This window comes from Massilia niabensis (genome assembly GCF_042655085.1).
GTDB classification, from domain to species: Bacteria; Pseudomonadota; Gammaproteobacteria; order Burkholderiales; family Burkholderiaceae_D; genus Telluria; species Telluria niabensis.
In genome coordinates this window covers 462,149-485,475 of the sequence record NZ_JBHSMU010000003.1, presented here as the reverse complement: position 1 = coordinate 485,475, position 23,327 = coordinate 462,149, and the positions used below count along the sequence as shown (strand labels likewise).

Below are 23,327 nucleotides of genomic sequence, written 5' to 3'. Positions count from 1 at the left end.
GGATAGCATGAACAAAGAGTACGAACCAGATTGGGACCAGCCTGCACTGCACAGCCATGTGCCGGAAGCAGCGCCGAAACATCAGATGGCAGGTGCAAAGCAGATCGTGACGATCCGCCTCGACGTGGATATGCTGGAATGGTTCAAGGCAGCCGGTCCAGGCTACCAGACCCGCATCAACCAGGTCTTGCGCGAGCATATGGCAGCGCAGCGCGCCGCCGAACCGCTCGGCGAGTAAGGGAGCAAGCTCGTCGTGAATGCGCGCCCGCCGGGCGCGTTTTTATTTGGAGATTGTGGAAGCGAATTACTCGAACCGCATGCCCGCCAGCGGGAAGCTTTTCAGGAACTCGCCCGCCGCCAGGCGCTTGCCGCCAGGTTTCTGCAACTGTTGCAGGCGCAGTGCACCGGCGCCGCAGGCCACGACAATCCCGCCGGCGTCAACCGCCAGCACCTGGCCCGGCGTACCCTGGGCATCAAGCGGTTCGGCCTGCCAGATCTTGATCGCCGTCCCGTTCACCGTGCCTTGCGCGCCAGGGAAGGGATTGAATGCACGTACCTTGCGCCACAGCGCCTCGGCCGGCAGGCTGAAGTCGAGCTTCGCTTCGTCCTTGCTGATCTTGGCCGCGTAGGTCACGCCCGCTTCTGGCTGCGGGGTGGCGGAGAGGTCGCCCTGTTCCATGCGCCGCAGGGCTTGCACGATCATGGCCGCGCCGAGCGCGGCGAGCTTGTCGTGCAGGCTGCCGGTGGTGTCCGCATCATCGATCGGGACGCGTTCGACCAGCATCATCGGGCCGGTGTCGAGGCCTTCTTCCATGCCCATGATGGTGACCCCGGTCTCGCGGTCGCCGCTTTCGATCGCGCGGTGGATCGGCGCGGCGCCGCGCCAGCGCGGCAGCAGGGAGCCGTGGATATTGATGCAGGGCGCGATGTCGAGCGTGCTGCGCGGCAGGATCAGGCCATAGGCCGCCACCACCATCACATCATAGTCGAGCGAGCTCAAGCGCTCATGCGCAGCCTGCGCCTCCGAGGCGCGCTGCGGATCCTTGCTGTCCATGCGCAGCGACAGCGGCTGCAGCACCTCGATGCCGTACTCGAGCGCCACCCCCTTGACGCTGGACGCTTGCAGCTGCATGCCGCGCCCGGCCGGGCGGTCCGGCTGGGTCAGCACCAGCGGGATCTCGAAACCGGCCTGGTGGATGGCGCGCAGGGCGACCGCGGCGAACTCCGGCGTGCCGGCGAAAACGACTTTCATCCGGCGCCTTAGTAACGGCGGCCGGCGGCTTTCAGGGCCGCTTCGCGTTCCAGGCCGCGCTCTTCCTTCTGCAGCTTGGCCTTGATGCGGTTGCGCTTGAGCGGCGACAGGTATTCGACGAATACCTTGCCCATCAGGTGGTCCATCTCGTGCTGGATACAGACGGCGAGCAAGCCTTCGCACTCGAGCTCGAAGAATTCGCCCTTGACGTCCTGCGCGCGCACCTTCACGCGCGACGGGCGCTCGACACCGTCGTAAATGCCGGGCACCGACAGGCAGCCTTCGTCGTAGACCTGCTTGTCGTCGCTGGCCCAGGTGATTTCAGGGTTGACAAACACCAGCAGCTCGTCGTGCGTCTCGCTGGTGTCGATCACGACCACGCGCTCGTGCACGTCGACCTGGGTCGCAGCCAGGCCGACGCCGGGTGCGTCGTACATGGTTGCAGCCATGTCCGCAACCAGCGTTGCCAGGCGCTCGCCGAATTCGGTGACCGGCTGGGCGACCTTGTGCAGGCGGGGATCGGGATAGCGCAGGATCTTCAAGAGGGCCATATGGGGTATTCAGTAATAGTTTTGTATTAGGGATTGTCGCAAGCACAAGGCAGGCAGGATACGAGCAGGAATGCAACACATCGCCCCATGAGCAGGACGCGGTTTGTCTTGCTAGTTCAAGGATTTGTGTGCAGAATTTGATTCAGTTGGGCAACCTTTTGATCCGCCAGTGCGGAAAGGGAGCTTCAGATCAAGCTTCAGCCAGTGCTGTCTCTTGCGCCGCGGCTGGCCGAGGTAATGAGCGCAGCCCGTGATTGCCTTGTTAATGCCGCACTTTACGGACGTCTTCAATGAAAAATTTTAGCACAGTCGTGACCCGCGCTGCAGCCGTGGCGCTCGTTGCGTGTGTCGTGGCCGGCCCCGTCCAGGCTGCCGAATGCAGCTTCAAGCCAAGTGCCCCGGACCAGTACGTCGTCGTCAAGCGCGATACCCTGTGGGATATTTCCGGTGTCTTCCTCCAGCACCCGTGGTGCTGGCCGCAGGTCTGGGGCCTGAACCGCGCCGAGATCCGCAACCCGCACTGGATCTTTCCGGGCCAGGTCATTTACTTCGACCGCGCACGCGGGCGCCTGTCCCTGACCCGTCCGGGCAGCGCCGGCACGGGTGAACCGCCTTTGCTGCGTCTTTCGCCGCAAGTGCGCAGCGAAGGACTGGCAGGCCAGGGGGTCGATTCCGTTCCTGTCGGCGCCATCGAACCCTACCTCACCCAGCCGCTCGTGATCGAGAAGGGCGCTCTGGCGGGCGCGCCGCGCATCGCCGCTTCGGAAGAGGGCCATTTATACCTGGGCAACGGCGACCGCGTCTATGTGCGTGGCGACCTGCAGGGCGCGACCGAATTCCAGGTGTTCCGCCCGACTGGTCCCCTGAAAGATCCGCAGAGCGGCGCCGTGCTGGCCCATGAGGCCGCCTACCTCGGCACCGTGAAGCTGGTGAAACCGGCTGCGCCCGGCGTCGACGTGCACACCTTTACCGTCTCGAGCTCGGTGCGCGAGATGGGCGTGGGCGACCGCCTGGTGCGGACGCCGCCGCCTGCCGCGCGCAACTACGTGCCGCATGCACCCCACACGGCCATCGATGCGCGCGTGATGTCGATCTATTCGGGCGTGAGCTACGCCGGCCAGAGCCAGGTCGTCACTGTCAACCGTGGTTCGATTGACGGACTCGATGTCGGCTCCGTCTTGCAGCTCTATCATTTCGGGAAGACGGTGGCCGACCCGGAACGCAAGGGTTTCCTCGGATTGGGCCGCGCGACGATGAAGCTTCCCGATGAGCAGTATGGCAGCCTGTTCATCTTCCGAGTGTACGGGCGCGTTTCCTACGGCCTGATCATGCAAGTGACGGCGCCGGTGCAAGTCGGCGACGTGGCGACCTCACCGGAGTAATCCCACCGTGCAGGACACGGCCCCCACCCCTGCCAGGCGCATCGATGACATCCTCGACTGGCTGCGCATGGAAGGCACGAGCGGGGTAGGGCCGCGCACCGCGCACCTGCTGCTTGCCGCCTTCGGCTCGCCACGCGCCGTGTTCCAGGCCAGCCATGCGGCGCTCGCCGCCCACGTCAAACCAGCAGTCGCACGCAGCCTGTGCGAGCCGCCCTCCGCCGACATCCTGCGCCTGGCCGAGGCCACGCTGGCCTGGGCCGGGCAAGCCGGGAACCACCTGCTGGCGCTGGGCGACACCGCCTACCCGGAAGCGCTCGCCAACATTCCCGATCCGCCGCTGCTGCTCTATATAAAAGGGCGGCTCGAGCTGCTGGCACGCCCGGGCCTGGCGATCGTCGGCAGCCGCAACGCGACCGTGCAGGGCAAGGCCAACGCCGCCGCCTTCGCCGCTGCCCTGTCGCAGAACGGCGTCTGCGTGGTGTCGGGCCTGGCGCTCGGGATCGACGCCGCCGCGCACGAAGGCGCGCTGCGCGGTCCGGGCTCCACCATCGCCGTGGTCGGCACCGGCGCCGACCTGTCCTATCCGGTGCGTAATCGCGCGCTGTCCGAACGCATCGCCATCGAGGGCGCCATCGTCAGCGAATACGCGCTCGGCACGGCGCCCATGGCCGGCAATTTCCCGCGCCGCAACCGGATCATCAGTGGCCTGTCGAGCGGGGTGCTGGTGGTCGAGGCGGCGGCGCAATCGGGTTCCCTGATCACCGCCCGCGTCGCCGCCGAACAGGGCAGGGAAGTGTTCGCCTTGCCCGGCTCGATCCACGCGCCGCTGGCCAAGGGTTGCCACAAGCTCATCCGCGACGGTGCGCGCCTGGTCGAGACCGTCGGCGAGGTGCTCGAATCGCTGCGCATTTCGCCGCTTGCCGCCATGCCGGCTGCATCGACAACGCCCGTCCCGACCGAAACCGAATGCACGCAACTGCTCGCGCAGCTCGGGCACGACGCCTTCGATGTCGACAGCCTGCTGGCGCAAACGGGCATGAGCGTCGGCCAGCTGAGCATGGGTTTATTGGCGCTGGAACTGGCCGGCATGATCGAGCGCCTGCCGGGTGGGAAGGTGCAGCGTGTGTTTCAGTAAATGCGTGCGTAATCGAGGGTGAATGCAGCAGGGTTCATGCCGACCGTATGCAACGCGGATAGCTGCGAAAAAAGGCACGTCACATCGAATATTACTTACAAGCCTATATGAACCGATAAGGCCGAAAAACGACGAAATTCGTTCGCCGGATGCGCGCACATGCAGCAAGCTTGTACCAGTGCGAGCTTAGCTGCTACAGTAGCGACACTATGTTCGACATCCTGGTCTACCTCTACGAGACGTACTATCGTCCCGAAGCCTGCCCCGAGCCGGCTGCATTGGCACGCAAACTTTCCGCCGTCGGCTTCGACGACTTCGAAATTTGCGAGGCCATCGACTGGCTTACGGGTCTTACTGAAATGGCCGGCGAAGAGCTGGCAGACGTGACCGCTTCCACCGGTACTCGTTATTACGTGGACGAGGAGTACAACGAACTCGGTAGCGCCGCGATCGGTTTCATCCAGTTCCTGGAAAGCGCCAAGCTGCTTACGCCGGTGCAGCGCGAAATCGTCATCGAGCGCGCGCTCGCGGTCGACGAGTCGCCCGTCACCCTCAGCAAGCTCAAGATCATCATCCTCATGCTGATGTGGAGCCAGAACAAGGAACCGGACGCGCTCATCTTCGACGACCTGTTCGGGTCGGACGACGAGCAGATCCCACGTTGCCTGCACTGACAAAACTGCCTTCACAAGCTGCCGCCACTGCGGCAGTTTTCATTTCCGGGGTAGCCAGGCGCGCTGCTTGAAGCCGAACCGCCGTGTGCGCCACGACGGGCCTCCTGCTGCGTTATGGCTGAGCAAACGCCTACCAATCTTTGTCGCAGTGCACAACAAAGGTGCAGAGGCTACTTGCGAACAGCGCGATAACGCGCTTATCATTGGCCGCTCATTCGGGACCGTTACCACTAAGACACGAGTGTCCGCACAGCGATTCGGTCCCGTAGCCTGTATGATGCGCAGGCCAAACACCTAATATAAGTACGACGAGAAACTTTATGACCAAAACCCTCATCATCGCCGAGAAGCCCTCCGTCGCGAATGACATCGCCAAGACGCTCGGCGGCTTCACCAAGCACGATGAGTATTTCGAAAACGACGAGTACGTCCTGTCGTCCGCCGTCGGCCACCTGCTGGAAATCGCGGTGCCGGAAGAATACGACGTCAAGCGCGGCAAATGGAGCTTCACGCACCTGCCGATGATTCCGCCTTACTTCGCGCTGAACCCGATCGCGAAGACCGAGTCGCGCCTGAAAGTGCTCAACAAGTTGATCAAGCGCAAGGACGTCACCACCCTGATCAACGCATGTGACGCCGGACGCGAAGGTGAACTGATCTTCCGCCTGATCGCCCAGAATGCGAAAGCGAAACAGCCGGTCAAGCGCCTGTGGCTGCAGTCGATGACGGCCAACGCCATCCGCGAAGGTTTCAAGCAGTTGCGCAGCGACGAAGAGATGCTGCCGCTGGCCGATGCCGCGCGCTGCCGCTCGGAAGCGGACTGGCTGATCGGCATCAACGGCACCCGTGCGATGACGGCCTTCAACTCGAAAGAGGGCGGGTTCTACCTGACGACGGTAGGCCGCGTGCAGACGCCGACCCTGTCGATCGTGGTCGAGCGCGAAGAGAAGATCAAGAAGTTCGTGCCGCGCGACTACTGGGAAGTGCGCGCCGAGTTCGTCTGCGCCGCCGGCGTCTACGAAGGGCGCTGGCTGGACCAGAAGTTCAAGAAGGACGAGAACGACCCCGAGAAGCGCGCCGAGCGCCTGTGGAGCAAGGCGGCCGCCGATTCGATCGCCGCCGCCTGTCGCGGCAAGCAGGGCGTCGTCACCGAGGAATCGAAGCCGACCACCTCGATGGCGCCGGCCCTGTTCGACCTGACCAGCCTGCAGCGCGAGGCCAACGGCCGCTTCGGCTTCTCGGCCAAGAACACGCTCGGCCTGGCCCAGGCGCTGTACGAAAAGCACAAGGTGCTGACCTACCCGCGTACCGATTCGCGCCACCTGCCGGAAGACTACATCCAGACCGTCAAGGAAACGATGGGTGCGCTGGCTGACACGAATAACTACAACCAGTTCGCGAAACAGGTCACCAAGAACGGCTGGGTCAAGCCGAACAAGCGCATTTTTGACAACACCAAGATCTCGGACCACTTCGCGATCATCCCGACCGGTGTCGCCCCGAAGAACCTTTCCGAGCCGGAACAGAAGCTGTACGACCTGGTCACGCGCCGCTTCCTGGCCGTGTTCTTCCCGCCGGCCGAGTTCCTGGTCACGACCCGCTTCACCGAAGTGTCGGGCCACCAGTTCAAGACCGAAGGCAAGGTCATGACCAACCCGGGCTGGCTCGCCGTGTATGGCAAGGACACGACCGGCGACGACAAGGATGGCGCCACGCTGGTGCCGGTGGCGAAGGGCGAGAAAGTCCTGACGGATAAAATCACGGCGAACGGCCTGGTGACCAAGCCGCCGGCGCGCTACAGCGAAGCGACGCTGCTGTCGGCAATGGAAGGCGCGGGCAAGCTGCTCGACTCGGACGAACTGCGCGACGCCATGGCCGGCAAGGGCCTGGGCACGCCGGCGACGCGCGCGGCCATCATCGAGGGCCTCCTCAATGAGAAATACCTGATCCGCGAAGGACGCGAACTGATCCCGACGGCAAAGGCGTCGCAGCTGATGACGCTGCTGCGCGGCCTGGGCGTGAACGAACTGACGGCGCCGGAACTGACGGGCGAGTGGGAATACAAGCTGTCGCAGATGGAGAAGGGCAAGATTTCGCGCGAAGAGTTCATGCGCGAGATTGCCCAGATGACGCAAATCATCGTCAAGCGCGCCAAGGAATACAACAACGACACGATTCCCGGCGAGTACGCGACCCTGTCGGCGCCGTGCCCGAACTGCGCCGGCGTGGTCAAGGAAAACTACCGCCGCTTCGCCTGCACCAAGTGCGACTTCTCGATGAGCAAGACGCCGGGCAGCCGCCAGTTCGAGATCGCCGAAGTCGAAGAACTGCTGGAAAAGCGCACCATCGGTCCGCTGCAGGGCTTCCGCTCGAAGATGGGCCGTCCGTTCGCGGCAATCCTGCGCATCGTACGCGACGAGGACATCAACAACTTCAAGCTCGAGTTCGACTTCGGCCAGGACCAGGAAGGCGGCGAGGACGGCGAGGGCGTCGACTTCACCGGCCAGACCCCGCTCGGGCCTTGCCCGAAGTGCTTCGGCGGCGTCTACGAGATGGGCCTGGCCTATGTGTGCGAGAAGAGCGTGGCCAAGCCGAAGACCTGCGATTTCCGCAGCGGCCGCATCATCCTGCAGCAGGAAATCCTGCCCGAGCAGATGGCCAAGCTGCTCAACGACGGCAAGACCGACCTGATGCCGGGTTTCGTGTCGCAGCGCACGCGGCGCCCGTTCAAGGCCTACCTGGTGCGCGCCAAGGACGGCAAGATCAGTTTCGAGTTCGAGGAGCGCAAGGCCAAGCCGGGCGCCAAGCCGAAAGCGGGCGCCGCCGACGAGGCGGAAGGCGGCGATGGCGTGGCCGTGGCGGCCAAGGTGGCGAAGAAGCCGGCGGCGAAAGCCGCGGCCAAGACGGCCGCCAAATCGGCTGCCAAGCCGGCTGCAAAGAAAGCGCCCGCCAAGCGCGCGCCTGCCGCCAAGAAGTAAGGCGGGCGCAAGGAAGGCGCCAAGCGGCGAAAAAAAACCGCGGCCTTCGGGTCGCGGTTTTTTTTGCGTTTTACGGCAGGTTTTGTTTATACCGTTTTCATCGATGCCTTACCCGATGCGGGTAAGGCTCGCCGGTATCAGGGCGCCGCGTCGGCGGCGGTCGCGCCGCTCACTCCTGCCAGTCTTGCAGGGCGCGGATCGCCGCTTCGCCGTTGCGGATTGCCTTCACGCGGCGAATGACTTCTTCGCGCCATGCCTCGTCGGCATCCGCGCCATCCATGCCGTCTGCATCCTGTAACAGTATGCGCAGCACTTCGTGCCGTTCATCAGCGTTCAGGAGCTGAATTTTTTCGCAAACTTCGGCAAGCATGGTCGACATCATTGGCCTCACTGATAATTGTGTCTCGATCATAACGCGAGTTCTAACGGATGTCGATCATTACCATGTTGTCGACGGGTTTCTTGTCGATCAGCTTGAAATCCGGATCGATGCCGGCGCGTCCCGGACGGCCTTCGACCACGAAGGTCAGGGTCAGGCGCCCCGCGCGCACGAGGCGCCGCTCGCGCAGCAGCGGCTTGCCGTCGCGGTCGTCGACGCCGAATTCGATGCTGTCCGCCAGCGGCATCGGCTGCTCAAGAGGCCCGCCCGTGCGCAGCTTGGCGGCGCTGGCGCGCAGCGTCACCTCGTATTTGCCATCGGCGCGCAGGCGCGCGACGGCGCTGTCGGCGCGGTTCTCGTAGAAGACGATGGCCTGGAACAGGTCGTCCACCAGGTAGGCCTTGTCGCGGGGGGCGGCCGCGCGCAGGGCAGTGCCCAGCTCGGGCATGCCTGGCACTGTTGTGCCCTGTCGAGCCGACAGGTCCCGCAGCAGCTCACGCAGTACGCTGTTCACCCGGTCCTCGCCCAGCACATCCTGCAGCAGGTACAAGGCCATGCCGCCCTTGCGCTGGCCGAGCCAGGGTTCGGTGGCGGGCCCCGCCTGTGCCAGCGGCAGTTCGCGGCCGGTCGCCAGCGCGCGGCCCATCAGGTAGGCCCGCAGGTCGTGGCGCAGGTAGGGGCGCACGGCGGCAGCGCCGAGGCTGCGGCGCACCGCCATCAGCGCCGTGTACTCGGCCAGGCTGTCGGCCAGCACGCCATCGGGCAGCTGCTGGCCCCACCACTGGCGCGCCGTCGTCCACGCACCCATGTAGAAGGGATAGTCGATGCCGAGGCTAGAAGCAGCGTCGAGGCGGGCAATGAAGGCGCCATCCTCGGGCAGCGCCAGCATGCCGGGGAAGGCGCGCGCCTCCCCGCTCGAGCGCGGGGTTTCGACCAGGCGCAGGTCGTGCAGGCCGTAGGGGCCGAAATGGCGCGTGCCGTAGTCGAGCACGGCGCTGGCGCCGCGCAGCAGGCGCTCGACGTTGCGCTCGTGCTGCGGCTGGAAATAGGCGTCGATGGCGACGTCCTGCCAGCGCTCGTGGCGCACCGCATAGCGGCTCGAGGCGATCGCGTAGTTGTCCAGGATCGGCGCCTCCGCCCGGTAGTGGAAGTGGCGCCGCCCGAGCGCGACCCATTCGCGTTCGAGCGCGCCCGGGGCCACCGCGATCTGGTCGGCGGCGGTGCTGATCACGGCCGAAAAAGCGATGCGGTTGCTGGACAGGGGCGCCGCCTGCAGGCTTGCCTGCGCAGCTGAGCGTGCAACTAAGCCATGGCGGCGGCGGTCGCGCGCATCGACCAGCTCGACCGCGCGCTGGTAGCCGATGCGCGGCAGCGCCTCGTGGGTGAACCAGGTTGCGTTGGCGGCGGCCAGGGTGTCGCTGCCGATGCCGAGCAGCCCGCCCGGCGCCTGGCTGAGATCGAACTCGAAAACCATGCGCGCGCCCGGCGCCAGCGGTGTGGCCAGCCGGTAGTGGAAGAAGCCGCGCGCACGGTCGCTGGTGACCAGTTGCGCCGGCCTTGACATGCGCGCCACGAGATCGAGGCCGGGCGCCTGGTACAGGATCAGGTCCGCCAGCGGCCTCCATCCCGGGTTCTCGAGCTCGTAGCGCCCCTTGACGGCGAGCGTGCGCGTGCGCGGAAGGATGTCGACCCGCAGCGCCACCGCCCTGAGTGCCGGCTGGGGCAGGCTGGCGAAGCGCCCGTAGCGCGCCTCGTATCCGGCGCGCGCCGCCTCGCTGCTGCGCGTCATGCGGTAGTTGCCGGCCACGTCCAGCTCGTACCAGAGCAGCGCGCCGCTGCCCGCGAACAGCAGCAGGCCGGCGCCGAAGGCGCCCAGGACCGGCAGCGTCAGCTGCTGGCGCGCCGAGCGCCAGCGGCTGCGCAGTTCCGCGTTCACGCCGCGCGGCCACAGCACCACACACAGCACCAGCAGCAGCAGTGCCGCGCCGCCCCAGTACAGCTGCAGGACGCGCGCGCGCAGCAGGTGGTGGCCGAAGCCGTTCATGGTGGAGTAATCGAGCTGGGGGAACACCCCCAGCAGCGGATGGTCGATGCCGCGGCCCTGGGCAGCCAGGATGGCGACCTGGATCGCCGCCAGCACGGCGTAGCCGAGGTATTTGCGGCCGCACAGCACCTGCACCGCGATCGCGAGCACCGCCAGCAGCGCGTAGTGCGGCAACAGCAGCGTGAACAGATACTGGAAATACAAACCGGGTTCCAGCGCGAACCAGCCCCGGAATACCTGGCCCAGCATCGCGCACAGCATGGCCAGGAGCAGCAGCAGCGCCTGCATGGCAACGAGCGCCAGCGTCTTCGAGACAGGCGCCAGCCACCCCGGCACCGGCAGTGCGTCGAACAGCTGGGAGGTGCCGGCATCGCGTTCGCGCCACACCAGCTGGGCGGCGTAGAAGGCGGTTACCAGCGGGACGAAGGCGCCATACACGTCGCGGATCAGTTCCAGCATCTGGTACGTGACCGGGTGGGTGCTGGCGCCATGCAGCATGCCGGTGTCGAAGCTGCCGGTCACCACCAGCGCCATGCCGGAGAGCGCGATCAGCGCGAAGGGGAGCGTGGCGACCGACTGGCGCAGGTGCAGGATGCTTTCGCGCAGCGCCAGGCGCGCCAGGCTGCGGCGCGCGAAGTCCGGGCGCTCGCGCGTGTTGACCGCCGCCTGCGACAGGCTGGGGGCCGCCTCGCCTTCGCCGCGCGGATCGCGCCCGCGCGTTTCCATGATGCCCACCAGGTGCAGGCGCCAGTAGCCCAGCAGCAGCACCGCCAGGCCGAAGCCGCACCAGGCCAGGCGATTCGCCAGGTAGACGCCTTCCAGTGTGACGAGGCGCGCATTGCGTTCCGCGATCGGCCAGTATTCGGTCAGGTGGACCAGCGCGGTCGTGCCGAACGGGTCGATCAGCGCTGCGAGCAGCTTGTAGTCGAAGTCGCGCGCCAGCGAGGGCGCGATCGTGTAGCCGATCGTCAGGACGATGCTGGCCACGTACACCGGCAGCATGCGCCGCGAGAGCGCCGCCAGCACGAAGAAAATGGCGCCGAAAATGAAGAGGTTGGGCAGCAGCGTCAGCAGCCAGGGCAGCAGGTAAGTGGCGGCGCGGTTGCTGCCCAGCCGGTCCGGATCGATGCCGGGGACGAAGGTCCCGAGCCACAAGCCGAGCACGATGCCGGCAAAGACCAGGGCCAGCACGGCGAAGGCGCCGAGGAAGCGCCCGAAGACGTAGGCGCTTTTGCGGATCGGCGCGCTGAAGAAGAAGTGGTGCATGCCGTGCTCGAAGTCCTGCTGCACGGCGCGGCCCATGATGGCGGCGACCACGATCACGGCCGCGCAGCCGAGGAAAGCGGTCGACAGCGCCACCTGGCGCGGCCCGTTGATGAGCACCCGCGCGCCAAAGGCTACGACCGTGTCCTTGAACACGCCGCCGGCGGCCGCCGTCCACAGCATCGCCAGCGCGATGAAGGCCGCCAGGCAGAGCCAGGTCGACAGGGCGCGCGCGCGCTGGCGCACCTCGAAACGGGCGATCGCGAAGAGCGCGTCCATCGCTCAGCAGTTCCCTGCCTGGAAGTTGTGGCGGCCGGCGATGGTGGCGAAGTACACGTCTTCCAGGCTGGCCTGGGCCGGCTCGAAACCCATGCCCGGGTCGTTCTCGGCGTACACGTGGATCAGCGTGCGGCCGGCGCGCAGGCGCGTCGAGATCACGGTGTGCTGGCGCTGGAACAGGGGGAGCTCGGCCTTGTCGACGAAACGCGTCCAGATGTAGGGCTCGATGCCGTCGATCAGGCGCGCCGGCTCGCCGCACAGCAGCACATGGCCCTTGTTGATGATCGCCATGTTGGCGCACAGGTCGGCCACGTCCGACACGATATGCGTGGATAACAGCACCGTCTTGTCGGCGCCGATGTCGGCCAGCAGGTTATGGAAGCGCACCCGTTCCTGCGGGTCCAGGCCCGCGGTCGGCTCGTCGACGATGATCAGCTGCGGGTCGCCGATCAGGGCCTGGGCCACGCCGAAGCGCTGGCGCATGCCGCCCGAGAAGGTGCCCAGCTTCTGGTGGCGCACCTCGAACAGGTTGGTTTGCTGCAGCAGGCCGTCCACGACTTCGCGCCGGCGGCCCTTGCCGGCGATGCCCTTCAGTTGCGCGAAATGGTCGAGCAGCTCCCAGGCCGTGACCTTCGGGTAGACGCCGAAGTCCTGCGGCAGGTAGCCGAGCATGCGGCGCACTTCGTCCTTTTCGTCGAGCACGTCGATATCGCCGGCGAAGACCGAGCCGCTGTCGCACTCCTGCAGCGTGGCAAGGATGCGCATCAGGGTCGACTTGCCGGCGCCGTTCGGCCCCAGCAGGCCGAACATCCCGGGCGGGATGTTCAGCGTGACCTTGTCCAGCGCCACCACGCCATTGGCGTAGGTCTTGGACAGATTGCGGATGCGTAATTCCATGCGGACTCCAGATGAACTTTTGCAGGGCGCAGTTTCGTTTCCGCCAAGCCTTTTTGACGCCTGCATTGTATGCGTTAACGGCTGGCTTCGGCGGGTCGATGCGACGCATTGCGCATAGCGCCCTCCAGAGTGCGGAATCGGCGGCGTAGGGCGCGGGGCGCCCTACGCGGGCGTGCGATGCCTCTGTCGCAGCAGACGCGCGGCAAGCGTCCGGAGCGGGCGCATATAATGGTGTTTTTCCGAGAATAACTGGAATCCTATGCGAGCGAACCGTTTTATCAGCCCACTCGACGACCTGATCGTCGGCTTCGACAAGGCGCTGCGCGTGGTCGGCGGCGTGGCTGCGTCTTCGCGGCCGAACCCGGCGGCGCATGCGGTCGACTGCGAGCTCGACGAGCGCGAGCAGCGCCATAGCGCCGGCCTGATGCGCGTGAACCACGTTGGTGAGGTGTGCGCGCAGGCGCTCTACGACTCGCAGGCGCGCCACGCGCAAAACCCGGGCATGCGCGCCCAGTTCGCGCAGGCCGGCCGCGAGGAAGAAGACCACCTGGCCTGGACCGCGCAGCGCCTGACGGAACTGGGTTCGCAGCCAAGCGTGCTCAATCCCCTCTGGTATGCCGGGGCGTATGTGATGGGAACGGTGGCGGCGAAACTGGGCGACGCGCGCAGCCTCGGCTTCGTGGTCGAGACCGAGCGCCAGGTCGAGGCGCACCTGAACAGCCACCTCGATTCGCTGCCGGCTGCCGACGCCAAGTCGCGCGCGATCGTCGAGCAGATGCGCCAGGACGAGGTCGCGCACGGCTCGGCCGCGCAGGCGCTGGGGGCGGAAGAGATGCCGGTGCCGGTGAAGCTCGCCATGCGGGCGATGGCGAAGGTGATGACGACGACGGCGTATTACGTGTGATAACCGCGGTAATAACCGCGTGGTAATAGCCGCGTGGTTGCGATTTAAACCGCTTCCACGATCTCGAACGAATACGTCATCTCCGCCGTCTTGGCCATCATGATCGAGGCCGAGCAGTACTTCTCGTGCGACAGCTTAACCGCGCGCTCGACCGCCGCCGGCTTCAGGTTGCGGCCGCTGATCACGAAATGAAAATTAATCTTCGTGAACACCTTCGGGTCAGTCTCGGCGCGCTCGGCCTGCAGCGTGACGTCGCAGCCGAGCACGTTCTCGCGCCCGCGCTGCAGGATCAGGACCACGTCGAAGGCGGTGCAGCCGCCGGTACCGACCAGCAGCATCTCCATCGGCCGCGGCGCCAGGTTGTGGCCGCCCGCCTCCGGTGCGCCGTCCATCGCCACCATGTGGCCGGTTCCGGTCTCGGCCCGAAAACTCATGCCCGAGGGCCCGTTCCAGCTGACTTTGACTTCCATGTGCGTTTCTCCAATGTGGTGGTGGCGGTATTGTAATCGTCAGACCGCCAGCACGTAGCGCTCGCTCTTCATGCGCCAGCTGGCAAACGCCACCACCACCAGCACCGGCAGCGCCGCGCTGATAAACGTGAGCAGGAACGGCAGGGCGCCGACCTCCACCCCTTTCGACATTTCACGCAGCAGGGTCTGGTTCGACAGCATCGGCACCGCATACATCCAGAGCGAGGTCTTCAGCTCCATCATCGACACCACGACACCGGGCAGCATCGGCAGCAGCAGCACGATGCTGAGCACGCTTTGCGCTTCCTTGAACGACTTGGCGTTCATCGCCAGCGCGATCTGCAGGGCGGCCGCCAGCAGCGCCAGCGGCACTGCGACGATGCAGACCAGGGTGACGTCGAACCAGTTCAGGCTCCACGACATGCCCAGTTCTTCCAGCGGGATCCAGGACAGCACCACGTGCGCCAGGATCAGCTCGAGCGTGAGCCCGGCCACGGCCAGGGTGCCGGCCATGAGCCACTTGCCGGTCACGATTTCCCATGCGCGCGCCGGTTGCGCCATCAGCACTTCGAGCGAGCGCCGTTCGCGCTCGCCGGCGGTGCTGTCGACCGCGGCCGACATGCCGCAGAAGAAGGCAGGGAAGAACAGCATGCTGAGCATGCCGCCGATCAGGCCGGCCGAGCGCGAGGCGTTGGTGCCGGTGTCGTAGCGCTGCACCTCGATCGGCGCCAGGGTGGCCGGCGACACCCCGTGCGCCAGCAGGCGCGCGCTGGCGACGTTGCTGCTGTAGGCCTGCAGCACGTCCTCGACTTCGCGCCGCTGCGCTCCCTTCTCGGCCGCGGAGTCGTACCACAGCTCGATGCGGGCGGGCCGCATGGCCGTGTAGTTCTCGGCGAATTTGTCGGACAGGCGCAGCACCCCGACGACCTTGCCTTTCTGGAGCAGGGCTTCGATGGCCGGTTCGTCCATCGGGGCGGTGTCGCGCACCGTGATGTTCTTCTGCTTGAGCTGGGCCATCAGCGTCGGCGCCTTGCCCGGGCCGATGACGGCCAGCTCGACGCCCTCGCGCTCGGAGCGGGTGGCGCGGTCGATCAGCTGCTGCATCAGGATGCCGAACATCACCGGGTACATCAGGGTGACGAGCACCAGCAGCCCGACGGTGCGTTTTTCGCGCAGGGTTTCGCGCAATTCCTTGATGAAGATGGTCAGGAAAGCAGGTTTCAAGCGCGGCTTCATGCGGCAATCCCTTCTTCGCCGACCAGGCTCACGAAGGCATCTTCGAGGCTGGCGATGCCGGTGCGGCGGCACAGTTCATGGGGCGAGCCCTGGGCCACCGTGTGTCCGTTGGCGATCACGATCACGTCGTCGCACAGGTGCGTCACTTCCTGCATCACGTGGGTCGCCATGATGACGCAGCAGCCGTCCTCGCGCAGCGCCGACAGGGCGCGCCGCAGCGCGCGCGTGCTCATCACGTCCAGGCCCCGGCTCGGTTCGTCGAGCAGCAGGTTGCGCGGGCGGTGCAGGAGCGTGCGCGCCAGCGCCACCTTGATGCGCTGGCCCTGCGAGAAGCCTTTGGTGCGGCGCGCCAGGATGTCGTCCATCGACAGCAATTCCGACACTTCCTCGATCCGTGCCCGCAGCGAGGCGCCCCCCATGCCGTTGAGCTCACCGAAATAGGTGAGGTATTCACGGGTGGAGAGCCGCTCGTACAGCCCGAACTGGTCGGTCAGGAAGCCGATGTTGCGGCGCACCGCCAGCGGATCCTTCTCGGGGTCGACGCCGTCGACGGCGATCGTTCCGTGGTCGCGCTTGAGCAGGCCCACCAGGGTGCGCAGCAGGGTCGTCTTGCCGGCGCCGTTGGGCCCGAGCAGGGCCGTGATCTGGCCGTCGCGCGCGCTGAAACTGACGCCGCCGAGGGCTTTGACATCGCCGAACTGTTTACGTACATCGTGCACTTCGATCATGGGAGCTCGATTCAGGGTTGCGGCCCGGCGCTGCCGAGCTGGAAGGTCGGGGCCGGGATCTCGGCCAGGCATTTGGCGTCGAGCTGCGCGGTCGGATGGTCGAGGAATTCGCGCAGCAGGCGCGGCGCGCAGCCGAGCTGCGAGACGCCGTGGCCGGCGTTGGCCACTACCACCTGCTGCGCATTGCGCATGTGGCGCGCGGCCGCCTGGGCACGCCGCGGCGGCGTCACCGGGTCGAGCGCGCCCGACAGCAGCAGGGCCGGCGCCACGATTTGCGCGGGGGCGGCGTGCGGCGCGGCCGGCACGTTCATGGTCTTGCACATGGCCGGCATCAGCCCGGCAAGCGGGCGCGTGAGCAGGGACGCCTCTTCCTTCGCCAGCGCCGGGGTCAGGCGCGGCATGTCCTCGGCGCAGACCACCGCCAGGTGCAGCAGCATCGCACTCGCGCCGTCGCTGCCGAAGTCGCCCGCGATGTTGTGGCGCGCGATGAAGGGCTCCCAGCGGCCGTGATAGGCGCTGTGGATCAGGAAGGGCAGGCGGCGCGCGTCGGCCGGCGAATACAGGACATTGTGGATGGTGCCGAAAAAGCGCGGCTCGGTCATCGTGAAAGTGGTCGGCTTGGCCGTGCGCGGATCGGCGATCGCCAGCTTCAGGCCGGGTGCGACGCGCGCGGCCAGCGTTTCGAATTCGGCGCGCAGCTCGGGATAGGCCTTGCGGCAGGCAGTGTCGGCCGCGCAGGCGTCGAACAGCCCGTCGAGCGCGGCCGTGCCGTCACGCCCGCCCGCGGGGATCACCTGGTCGGGTGCGGCCACGCCGTCGAGGATCAGCGAACGCACGCTGGCCGGGAAGGCGCGCGCGTAAGCCTGGCCGAGGCGGGTGCCGTAGGAGCCGCCCCAGACGTTGACCTTGCCATAGCCGAGCGCGCGCCTTACCTGCTCAAGGTCGCGCGCGGCGTTGGCCGTGGTGTAGGCCGAAAACACGGCCTTGCTGGTGCTGATGCAGCGCCGCACTTCCGCTGCGAGTTCGGTATCGCTCATGGTCTCGTGCTCGGGCCGGCTCTCGCAATCGAGCTTGCCCGACAGGCCGGTGCCGCGCTGGTCGATGAAGACGATGTCGCGCGTGGCGCGTACGCGCTTGAACGCAGCCGACAGCAGCCGGATCACCTCGCTGCCGGCCTGGCCGGGCCCGCCGGCCAGCACGAACAGCGGGTCGGCCTTGGCCCCCTCGCGAAAAGCCGGCGCGATCGTCACGTGCAGCGGCAGGCTGCCGGCGCCGGGCCTGGTGTAATCGAGGGGGACCTTGATGGCGAGGCAGCGCAGCGCGTCTTCTTCGCCCGGCAGGTGGCAGGAACGCGGGCTGGCCTTCGATGCCGCGGGAGCAGGGGCGGCCGCAGCCAGGTTGGCGCTGCTTGAGAACAGCAGCGCAAGCAGGGCGGGCAGGATGGGGCTGGTTTTCACGAAGACTCCTCAGGCAATTCACCCATAGTAAATTCGCATCGTTTCCGTGGTCAACTGATAGTTTCGTCGGGGAATGACTGAGCGAGTCTAGCCAGCCACGCAAACAATTAGTTGCGAAAACGCAAGTTTTATTGGGGCCTGCTGGAAGTACGGGGATTGCAGCACGGATGCGACAGACAGGGGAAGGAAGCGGGCAGGCGCCTTGACCGGCCATGGACGGATGGGGTATGATCGTCGGCTTTCCATTTGCTCTGGAAAGACAATAAGGCAGAGTCCGCAGTAACCATTGCGGAACCACCATTTGAGCATTTATTACCTATTAGGAAGTCAACATGAAAACTTTTTCCGCTAAGGGCCATGAAGTCCAGCGCGACTGGTTCGTGATTGACGCGACGGACTTGGTCCTCGGACGTGTTGCCAGCGAAGTGGCACTCCGACTGCGCGGCAAACACAAACCAGAATTCACTCCGCACGTCGATACCGGTGACTACATCGTCGTCGTCAACGCAGGCAAGCTGCGCGTGACCGGCACGAAAGCCACCAACAAAACGTACTACCGTCACTCGGGCTACCCGGGTGGTATCTACGAAACCAACTTCCTGAAAATGCAACAGCGTTTCCCCGGCCGCGCGCTCGAGAAGGCTGTCAAGGGCATGCTGCCTAAGGGCCCGCTGGGCTACGCAATGATCAAGAAGCTGAAAGTGTACGCGGAAGGTTCGCACCCGCACGCAGCACAGCAACCACAAGCACTGACCCTCTAAGGAACTGACATGATCGGTAACTACAACTACGGCACCGGCCGTCGCAAGAGTGCAGTCGCTCGCGTGTTCATCAAAGCCGGCACCGGCCTGATCGTCGTGAACGGCAAGCCTGCGAACGAATACTTCTCGCGCGAAACCGGCCTGATGGTCATTCGTCAGCCGCTGGAACTGACCGGCAACGTCGAGCGTTTCGACATCAAAGTCAACGTGCACGGCGGCGGTGAGTCGGGCCAGGCTGGCGCCGTCCGTCACGGCATCACCCGCGCTCTGATCGACTACGATGCAGGCCTCAAGGGCGACCTGGCACGTGCCGGTTTCGTCACCCGTGACGCCCGTGAAGTCGAGCGTAAGAAAGTCGGCCTGCGTAAAGCACGTCGCGCCAAGCAGTTCTCGAAGCGTTAATCGCTGGCAGCCTCCGGGCTGCGACTGCTGGACAGGAAAGCCGCCTTCGGGCGGTTTTTTTTATTTCCTGGTCAGTACTCATTTCATTGCCATGCAGCATTAGTTGATTCCCGGTAGCGTACGGCGCGGCTGCGCCTGCCACGATAAACTACCCCTTGGACATAACGCGGGAGCAGTAAATGGCAATCGGAATCAAACGAATCAGCCTCGGGCTGCAGGGCGGCGGCTCGCTGGGTGCCTTCGGGTGGGGCGTGCTCGACCGGCTGCTGGCCGAGGAGCGGCTCGAGATTGCTGCGATCAGCGGTACCAGCGCGGGCGGCGTGAATGCCGCCGTGGTGGCGGACGGCTATGCCCGGGGCGGCGGCCGCGAAGGCGCACGCGCGGCGCTGGGGCGCTTCTGGCGCGGCCTGAGCGCGGCCGCCTCGACCTTCAGCCCGGCGCGGCCGACCCTGGTCGACTGGGCGATGGGCGGCGGCACCCTGGCCACCTCGCCCGGCTACCAGCTGATGCAACTGTTCAGCGGCGTGCTGGCGCCACCGGCCTCGCCGCTGTCCATGAACCCGATGATTCCCTTGCTGGGCACACTGATCGATTTCGAGCGCGTGCGCGCCTGCGAAGAGATCGACCTGTATATCCCGGCCACGAACATCCGCAGCGGCAAGGGCAAGGTGTTTACGCGCGACGAGCTCGACGCGCGCGTGATCGCCGCCTCGGCCTGCCTGCCGTATGTGTTCTCGCCGGTCGTGATCGAAGGCGAAGCCTACTGGGATGGCAGCTTTGTCGGCAATCCGTCGCTCTCGCCGCTGGTCGGGGAAGGACCGGCCGACATCGTGATCGTCCAGAACAATCCAATTGCGCGGCCCGGCCTGCCGATGACGATGAGCGATATCCAGAGCCGCACCAGCGAGATTGCCTTCAACATCAGTTTCGTGCGCGAGGTCAGCGCCATCCGCAACGTCGGCGCCATCGTCGATGCCGAAGAGAGCGGCGTGGTGCAGACGGCGGCCGTACGCCTGCACCTGATCAGCGGCAACGAGGCATTGCAGAAACTGGACCTGTCGAGCAAGTTCAACACCGAGCTGCCATTCCTGCTGCGCCTGCATGGGCTGGGCGTGGCGACCGCCGAGCGCTGGCTGAAAGAGAACTTTGAACACATCGGCAAGATGTCGACGCTCGACCCGATCCCGGTGCACGAAGCCGAGCTCCTGACCGGGACCGACGCCTGACTGTTAAAATTGCATCCTCCGCCCGCACCGGGCACCATTTTTTCAAGGATTAGACATGATCAAAGTTGGCATCGTTGGCGGAACCGGATACACGGGCGTGGAATTGCTGCGGCTGCTGGCTGTCCACCCCGGCGTGGAGCTGACCGCGATCACCTCGCGCAAGGAAGACGGCCTGCCGGTGGCCGACATGTTCCCGTCGCTGCGCGGACGCGTGAACCTGGCCTTTTCGGCACCGGACAAGGCCGACCTGACGCAATGCGATGTGGTCTTTTTCGCGACGCCCCACGGCGTGGCGATGGCGCAAGCCCCGGCGCTGCTTGCCGCCGGCGTGAAGGTCATCGACCTGGCCGCTGACTTCCGCCTGAAGGACCGCGCCAGTTTCGAGAAGTGGTACAAGATCGAGCATACGGCGCCCGACCTGATCGAGGAGGCTGTCTACGGCCTGCCGGAACTGAACCGTGAAGACATCAAGAACGCGCGCCTGATCGCCAACCCCGGCTGCTACCCGACCACGATGCAGCTCGGCTTCATGCCACTGCTGAAGGCCGGGCTGATCGACGCCGGCAACCTGATCGCCGACGCCAAGTCGGGCGTCTCGGGCGCCGGCCGCAAGGCCGAGATCGGCACCTTGTTCTCCGAGTCGAGCGACAATTTCAAGGCCTATGGCGTGGCCGGCCACCGCCACACCCCCGAAACCTCGGCCCAGCTGCAGCGCTTCACCGACCAGAAAGTCGGCCTGATCTTCACCCCGCACCTGGTGCCGATGATCCGTGGCATGCATGCAACCCTGTATGCGCGCCTGACGAAAGAGATCGACGATGCCGCGCTGCAGGCGCTGTTCGAGGCCGAATACGCGGACGCGCCTTTCGTAGACGTGATGCCCTTCGGCTCGCACCCTGAAACGCGCTCGACGCGCGGCTCGAACATGCTGCGCCTGGCCGTGCACCGCCCGGACGGCGGCAACACCGTCGTCATCCTGGTGGTGCAGGACAACCTGGTCAAGGGCGCCTCGGGCCAGGCCGTGCAGTGCATGAACCTGATGTTTGGCTTTGAGGAAACCATGGGGTTGGAACAGATCGCTCTCCTGCCGTGAGCAAAAAGCTAGCACGATTGCGTTTCCTACGTGCATGGCCAGAGCAGAGCTAGATCAAGGCGGTAACTGTTGAGAACGGTAAATTGGCCGATGCACCGATTGGTTTGTGTATCGGTCTTTTTTTCTCTCTCACAGGGGTGCCACCATGTTCGGTCGCAACGCAAAAAGCGAAATTGACAGCCTGATCGGCATAGCCGCCCGCATCGAGGGCGACCTGTCTTTCAGCGGCGGCTTGCGCATTGACGGCGAGGTTCACGGCAACGTGATCGCCGCCGAAGGCGCGGACAGCGTCCTGATCGTCTCCGAGCACGCGCGCATCGAGGGCGAGGTGCGCTGTGCCAACCTGGTGGTGAACGGTTTCATCGCCGGTTCGGTGCATTCGACGGAACTGCTTGAATTGCAGCCGAAAGGCCGCATACATGGAGATGTCCATTACAAACTGCTCGAAATGCACGGCGGCGCGCTCGTGACAGGCAAGCTGACGCACCAGCCGGCAGGCGAACCGGTGTTCCACCTGGCAGTGGCGGAAGCATCGGGAGCGTGAGCGGCGCTAACAGTCTATAATGGAATAAATTTGAATCCAATCAGGAGTTTATCCCATGACCGCAGTGGCCGAAGTAGTTGACTTTGACACCATCCCGACCCCGATCGTCTTCACCGACAGCGCTGCCGAAAAAGTGGCCCAGCTGATCGAGGAAGAGGGCAATCCCGACCTCAAACTGCGCGTTTTCGTGCAGGGCGGCGGCTGCTCGGGCTTCCAGTACGGCTTTACCTTCGACGAAATCGTGAACGACGACGACACCACCATGGAGAAGAACGGCGTGCAACTGCTGATCGACTCGATGAGCTACCAGTACCTGGTCGGCGCCGAAATCGATTACAAGGACGACCTCGAAGGCGCCCAGTTCGTCATCAAGAACCCGAACGCGACCAGCACCTGCGGCTGCGGTTCGTCGTTCTCGGCGTAAGCTGGGGCACAGCCCGGCGCTGCCGGGCGTGAAGATCAGATCCGGGCGCTGCCCGGATTTGTTTTTTTGTGTTCCGTTAACGTTCGCCGGAGGGATGTTCACGCCGGGTAAAGCGCCCCCAGAATCCGCAATCCCTTCGCCCCCGTCACGGCCGGCATATTGCCCGGCTGGCGCTGGCTGAACCGATACCCCAGCCACGCAAACGCCAGCGCCTCGACCCGGTTCGGTGCAATGCCGAGTTCCACCGTCGATTCCACGGGCACCTTCCCGCCCAGCGCTGTCGCCAGGCTGCGCAGCAGGGCGCCGTTATAGGCGCCGCCGCCACACACGTATACCGCGTCCACCGCCACACCTTCATCGAGGATAGCGCGCGCAATCGTCTGCGCCGTCAGCTCCACCAGCGTCGCCTGCACGTCGGCCGGCGCCAGCGCAGGCATGCGCGCGAGGCGCGCGTCGAGCCAGGCCAGGTGGAACAGGTCGCGCCCGGTGCTCTTCGGTGCCGGCTGGTGGAAATAGGGCTCGTCCAGCAGCACGGCCAGCAGGGCCGGGTCGGCGCGTCCGCTGGCACCCCAGGCGCCGTCCTCATCGTATTGCCTGCCCTGGTGGCGGCCGATCCAGCCGTCCAGCAGCACATTGCCCGGCCCGGTGTCGTAGCCGGTCACGCGGCCGTCGCCGTGCAGCACACTGATGTTGCCGATGCCGCCGATATTGACCACCACCCGCGTCGTGCCCGGCTTGCCAAAGGCCGCCGCATGGAAAGCCGGCACCAGCGGGGCTCCTTGTCCGCCGGCGGCGATGTCGCGGCTGCGGAAGTCGGCAATGACGTCAATGCCGGTCAGTTCTGCCAGCAGCGAGGGATTGTTGGTCTGGCGCGTAAAGCCCAGTTCAGGGCGGTGGCGGACCGTCTGGCCGTGCACTGCGACCGCAGCGACCGGGCCGTTCGCATGCGCCACGAGGGCGTCGACGCAGGCCGCATAGCTGTGCGCCAGGCCGTTTGCGGCCATTGCTTCGCGCTCGATCTCGTTGTCGCCATTCGCCTGCAAGGCCATCAGCTCGGCGCGCAAGGCGTCGGGGAAGGGCACGAAGGCGGCCTCGATGGTCCTGATGCCGCCATTGCCGAAGTCGGCCAGCACGCCATCCACGCCGTCGAGGCTGGTGCCCGACATCAGGCCAATATACAGGGAAGATGCGAGGGAAGAGGAAGAGGTCGTCATGTGCACCATCTTAAAGCATGCGGGTGGGCACCGG

Annotated in this window: 22 protein-coding genes; 12 read left to right on the top strand and 10 right to left on the bottom strand. The window is 65.6% G+C overall.

Annotated elements, in window-relative coordinates; translation table 11 throughout:
• The first annotated feature begins 7 nt into the window (after positions 1-7).
• Positions 8-238, top strand: a complete 231-nt coding sequence (locus ACFPN5_RS02310) for a BrnA antitoxin family protein (protein ID WP_465263161.1) — start codon at positions 8-10, stop codon at positions 236-238.
• Between the two features lie 66 nt (positions 239-304).
• Here the strand turns inward: ACFPN5_RS02310 and fmt are convergent, their stop codons facing one another.
• Positions 305-1,252 carry a methionyl-tRNA formyltransferase gene (fmt, locus tag ACFPN5_RS02305; RefSeq protein WP_379779671.1) on the bottom strand — a complete coding sequence of 316 codons (948 nt, stop codon included), beginning with the start codon at positions 1,250-1,252 and terminating at the stop codon, positions 305-307.
• An 8-nt stretch (positions 1,253-1,260) separates the two neighbouring features.
• A complete protein-coding gene (gene def / locus ACFPN5_RS02300; RefSeq protein ID WP_379779669.1) occupies positions 1,261-1,803 on the bottom strand; it encodes a peptide deformylase in 543 nt (180 codons plus the stop codon).
• Between the two features lie 290 nt (positions 1,804-2,093).
• On the opposite strand from def, the gene ACFPN5_RS02295 reads away from it, so the two are divergent.
• From ACFPN5_RS02295 to ACFPN5_RS02280, 4 genes are all read left to right on the top strand, one after another.
• Positions 2,094-3,185 carry a LysM peptidoglycan-binding domain-containing protein gene (locus tag ACFPN5_RS02295; RefSeq protein WP_379779667.1) on the top strand — a complete coding sequence of 364 codons (1,092 nt, stop codon included), beginning with the start codon at positions 2,094-2,096 and terminating at the stop codon, positions 3,183-3,185.
• A gap of 7 nt (positions 3,186-3,192) precedes the next feature.
• Positions 3,193-4,320, top strand: coding sequence for a DNA-processing protein DprA (gene dprA / locus ACFPN5_RS02290; protein ID WP_379779665.1), 1,128 nt, complete (start codon positions 3,193-3,195; stop codon positions 4,318-4,320).
• Between the two features lie 209 nt (positions 4,321-4,529).
• A complete protein-coding gene (locus tag ACFPN5_RS02285) occupies positions 4,530-4,994 on the top strand; it encodes a Smg family protein (RefSeq protein WP_379747256.1) in 465 nt (154 codons plus the stop codon).
• A gap of 320 nt (positions 4,995-5,314) precedes the next feature.
• Positions 5,315-7,972: a DNA topoisomerase III gene (locus ACFPN5_RS02280; protein ID WP_379779663.1), complete on the top strand. Its 2,658-nt coding sequence runs from the start codon at positions 5,315-5,317 to the stop codon at positions 7,970-7,972.
• 169 nt (positions 7,973-8,141) lie between these two features.
• Here the strand turns inward: ACFPN5_RS02280 and ACFPN5_RS02275 are convergent, their stop codons facing one another.
• From ACFPN5_RS02275 to ACFPN5_RS02265, 3 genes are read right to left on the bottom strand one after another with little or no spacing between them, the layout of a single operon-like run.
• Positions 8,142-8,342 carry a hypothetical protein gene (locus ACFPN5_RS02275; protein ID WP_379779661.1) on the bottom strand — a complete coding sequence of 67 codons (201 nt, stop codon included), beginning with the start codon at positions 8,340-8,342 and terminating at the stop codon, positions 8,142-8,144.
• Positions 8,343-8,394: 52 nt separating this feature from the next.
• Positions 8,395-11,937, bottom strand: coding sequence for an ABC transporter permease/M1 family aminopeptidase (locus ACFPN5_RS02270; RefSeq protein WP_379779659.1), 3,543 nt, complete (start codon positions 11,935-11,937; stop codon positions 8,395-8,397).
• A 3-nt stretch (positions 11,938-11,940) separates the two neighbouring features.
• A complete protein-coding gene (locus ACFPN5_RS02265) occupies positions 11,941-12,834 on the bottom strand; it encodes an ABC transporter ATP-binding protein (RefSeq protein ID WP_379779657.1) in 894 nt (297 codons plus the stop codon).
• Between the two features lie 259 nt (positions 12,835-13,093).
• Between ACFPN5_RS02265 and coq7 the strand changes: the two genes are divergently transcribed.
• Positions 13,094-13,738 carry a 2-polyprenyl-3-methyl-6-methoxy-1,4-benzoquinone monooxygenase gene (gene coq7, locus ACFPN5_RS02260; RefSeq protein ID WP_379779655.1) on the top strand — a complete coding sequence of 215 codons (645 nt, stop codon included), beginning with the start codon at positions 13,094-13,096 and terminating at the stop codon, positions 13,736-13,738.
• Positions 13,739-13,782: 44 nt separating this feature from the next.
• On the opposite strand, the gene ACFPN5_RS02255 is transcribed toward coq7, so the two are convergent.
• From ACFPN5_RS02255 to ACFPN5_RS02240, 4 genes are read right to left on the bottom strand one after another with little or no spacing between them, the layout of a single operon-like run.
• On the bottom strand, positions 13,783-14,208 hold the full coding sequence (locus ACFPN5_RS02255) for an OsmC family protein (RefSeq protein ID WP_379779653.1): 426 nt from the start codon (positions 14,206-14,208) through the stop codon (positions 13,783-13,785).
• A gap of 39 nt (positions 14,209-14,247) precedes the next feature.
• A complete protein-coding gene (locus ACFPN5_RS02250) occupies positions 14,248-15,444 on the bottom strand; it encodes an ABC transporter permease (protein ID WP_379779651.1) in 1,197 nt (398 codons plus the stop codon).
• Entirely contained in the window at positions 15,441-16,172 is a 732-nt protein-coding gene (locus tag ACFPN5_RS02245; RefSeq protein WP_379779649.1) for an ABC transporter ATP-binding protein, read from the bottom strand. The genes ACFPN5_RS02250 and ACFPN5_RS02245 overlap by 4 nt, the downstream gene beginning before the upstream one ends.
• 11 nt (positions 16,173-16,183) lie before the next feature.
• Entirely contained in the window at positions 16,184-17,629 is a 1,446-nt protein-coding gene (locus tag ACFPN5_RS02240; protein WP_379779647.1) for an alpha/beta fold hydrolase, read from the bottom strand.
• A gap of 332 nt (positions 17,630-17,961) precedes the next feature.
• Here ACFPN5_RS02240 and rplM point away from each other — a divergent pair, with 332 nt between their 5' ends.
• From rplM to erpA, 6 genes are all read left to right on the top strand, one after another.
• Positions 17,962-18,390: a 50S ribosomal protein L13 gene (gene rplM, locus ACFPN5_RS02235; protein ID WP_192053289.1), complete on the top strand. Its 429-nt coding sequence runs from the start codon at positions 17,962-17,964 to the stop codon at positions 18,388-18,390.
• 9 nt (positions 18,391-18,399) lie between these two features.
• Positions 18,400-18,792, top strand: coding sequence for a 30S ribosomal protein S9 (gene rpsI / locus ACFPN5_RS02230; protein ID WP_027865814.1), 393 nt, complete (start codon positions 18,400-18,402; stop codon positions 18,790-18,792).
• A 179-nt stretch (positions 18,793-18,971) separates the two neighbouring features.
• On the top strand, positions 18,972-20,018 hold the full coding sequence (locus ACFPN5_RS02225; protein WP_379779645.1) for a patatin-like phospholipase family protein: 1,047 nt from the start codon (positions 18,972-18,974) through the stop codon (positions 20,016-20,018).
• Positions 20,019-20,073: 55 nt separating this feature from the next.
• Positions 20,074-21,111, top strand: a complete 1,038-nt coding sequence (argC, locus tag ACFPN5_RS02220; RefSeq protein WP_379779643.1) for an N-acetyl-gamma-glutamyl-phosphate reductase — start codon at positions 20,074-20,076, stop codon at positions 21,109-21,111.
• Positions 21,112-21,256: 145 nt separating this feature from the next.
• Positions 21,257-21,655 carry a bactofilin family protein gene (locus ACFPN5_RS02215; RefSeq protein WP_379779641.1) on the top strand — a complete coding sequence of 133 codons (399 nt, stop codon included), beginning with the start codon at positions 21,257-21,259 and terminating at the stop codon, positions 21,653-21,655.
• A 55-nt stretch (positions 21,656-21,710) separates the two neighbouring features.
• The gene (gene erpA / locus ACFPN5_RS02210; RefSeq protein WP_379747225.1) at positions 21,711-22,079 is read left to right on the top strand and encodes an iron-sulfur cluster insertion protein ErpA; all 369 of its coding nucleotides are present in this window, start codon (positions 21,711-21,713) and stop codon (positions 22,077-22,079) included.
• A 98-nt stretch (positions 22,080-22,177) separates the two neighbouring features.
• Here the strand turns inward: erpA and ACFPN5_RS02205 are convergent, their stop codons facing one another.
• Complete coding sequence (locus ACFPN5_RS02205) at positions 22,178-23,293, bottom strand: anhydro-N-acetylmuramic acid kinase (RefSeq protein ID WP_379779639.1); 1,116 nt, start codon at positions 23,291-23,293, stop codon at positions 22,178-22,180.
• Positions 23,294-23,327: the final 34 nt, after the last annotated feature.

Excerpts from the sequence above, each read along its gene's own strand:
- ACFPN5_RS02295 (WP_379779667.1), top strand. The coding sequence starts at position 2,094 with ATGAAAAATTTTAGCACAGTCGTGACCCGCGCTGCAGCCGTGGCGCTC.
- rplM (WP_192053289.1), top strand. The coding sequence starts at position 17,962 with ATGAAAACTTTTTCCGCTAAGGGCCATGAAGTCCAGCGCGACTGGTTC.
- ACFPN5_RS02250 (WP_379779651.1), bottom strand. The coding sequence starts at position 15,444 with ATGAAGCCGCGCTTGAAACCTGCTTTCCTGACCATCTTCATCAAGGAA.
- fmt (WP_379779671.1), bottom strand. The coding sequence starts at position 1,252 with ATGAAAGTCGTTTTCGCCGGCACGCCGGAGTTCGCCGCGGTCGCCCTG.
- ACFPN5_RS02270 (WP_379779659.1), bottom strand. The coding sequence starts at position 11,937 with ATGGACGCGCTCTTCGCGATCGCCCGTTTCGAGGTGCGCCAGCGCGCG.
- rpsI (WP_027865814.1), top strand. The coding sequence starts at position 18,400 with ATGATCGGTAACTACAACTACGGCACCGGCCGTCGCAAGAGTGCAGTC.
- ACFPN5_RS02275 (WP_379779661.1), bottom strand. The coding sequence starts at position 8,342 with ATGCTTGCCGAAGTTTGCGAAAAAATTCAGCTCCTGAACGCTGATGAA.
- ACFPN5_RS02245 (WP_379779649.1), bottom strand. The coding sequence starts at position 16,172 with ATGATCGAAGTGCACGATGTACGTAAACAGTTCGGCGATGTCAAAGCC.
- ACFPN5_RS02225 (WP_379779645.1), top strand. The coding sequence starts at position 18,972 with ATGGCAATCGGAATCAAACGAATCAGCCTCGGGCTGCAGGGCGGCGGC.
- ACFPN5_RS02280 (WP_379779663.1), top strand. The coding sequence starts at position 5,315 with ATGACCAAAACCCTCATCATCGCCGAGAAGCCCTCCGTCGCGAATGAC.
- ACFPN5_RS02285 (WP_379747256.1), top strand. The coding sequence starts at position 4,530 with ATGTTCGACATCCTGGTCTACCTCTACGAGACGTACTATCGTCCCGAA.
- argC (WP_379779643.1), top strand. The coding sequence starts at position 20,074 with ATGATCAAAGTTGGCATCGTTGGCGGAACCGGATACACGGGCGTGGAA.
- ACFPN5_RS02265 (WP_379779657.1), bottom strand. The coding sequence starts at position 12,834 with ATGGAATTACGCATCCGCAATCTGTCCAAGACCTACGCCAATGGCGTG.
- ACFPN5_RS02310 (WP_465263161.1), top strand. The coding sequence starts at position 8 with ATGAACAAAGAGTACGAACCAGATTGGGACCAGCCTGCACTGCACAGC.
- ACFPN5_RS02205 (WP_379779639.1), bottom strand. The coding sequence starts at position 23,293 with ATGACGACCTCTTCCTCTTCCCTCGCATCTTCCCTGTATATTGGCCTG.
- coq7 (WP_379779655.1), top strand. The coding sequence starts at position 13,094 with ATGCGAGCGAACCGTTTTATCAGCCCACTCGACGACCTGATCGTCGGC.
- ACFPN5_RS02255 (WP_379779653.1), bottom strand. The coding sequence starts at position 14,208 with ATGGAAGTCAAAGTCAGCTGGAACGGGCCCTCGGGCATGAGTTTTCGG.
- def (WP_379779669.1), bottom strand. The coding sequence starts at position 1,803 with ATGGCCCTCTTGAAGATCCTGCGCTATCCCGATCCCCGCCTGCACAAG.
- erpA (WP_379747225.1), top strand. The coding sequence starts at position 21,711 with ATGACCGCAGTGGCCGAAGTAGTTGACTTTGACACCATCCCGACCCCG.
- ACFPN5_RS02215 (WP_379779641.1), top strand. The coding sequence starts at position 21,257 with ATGTTCGGTCGCAACGCAAAAAGCGAAATTGACAGCCTGATCGGCATA.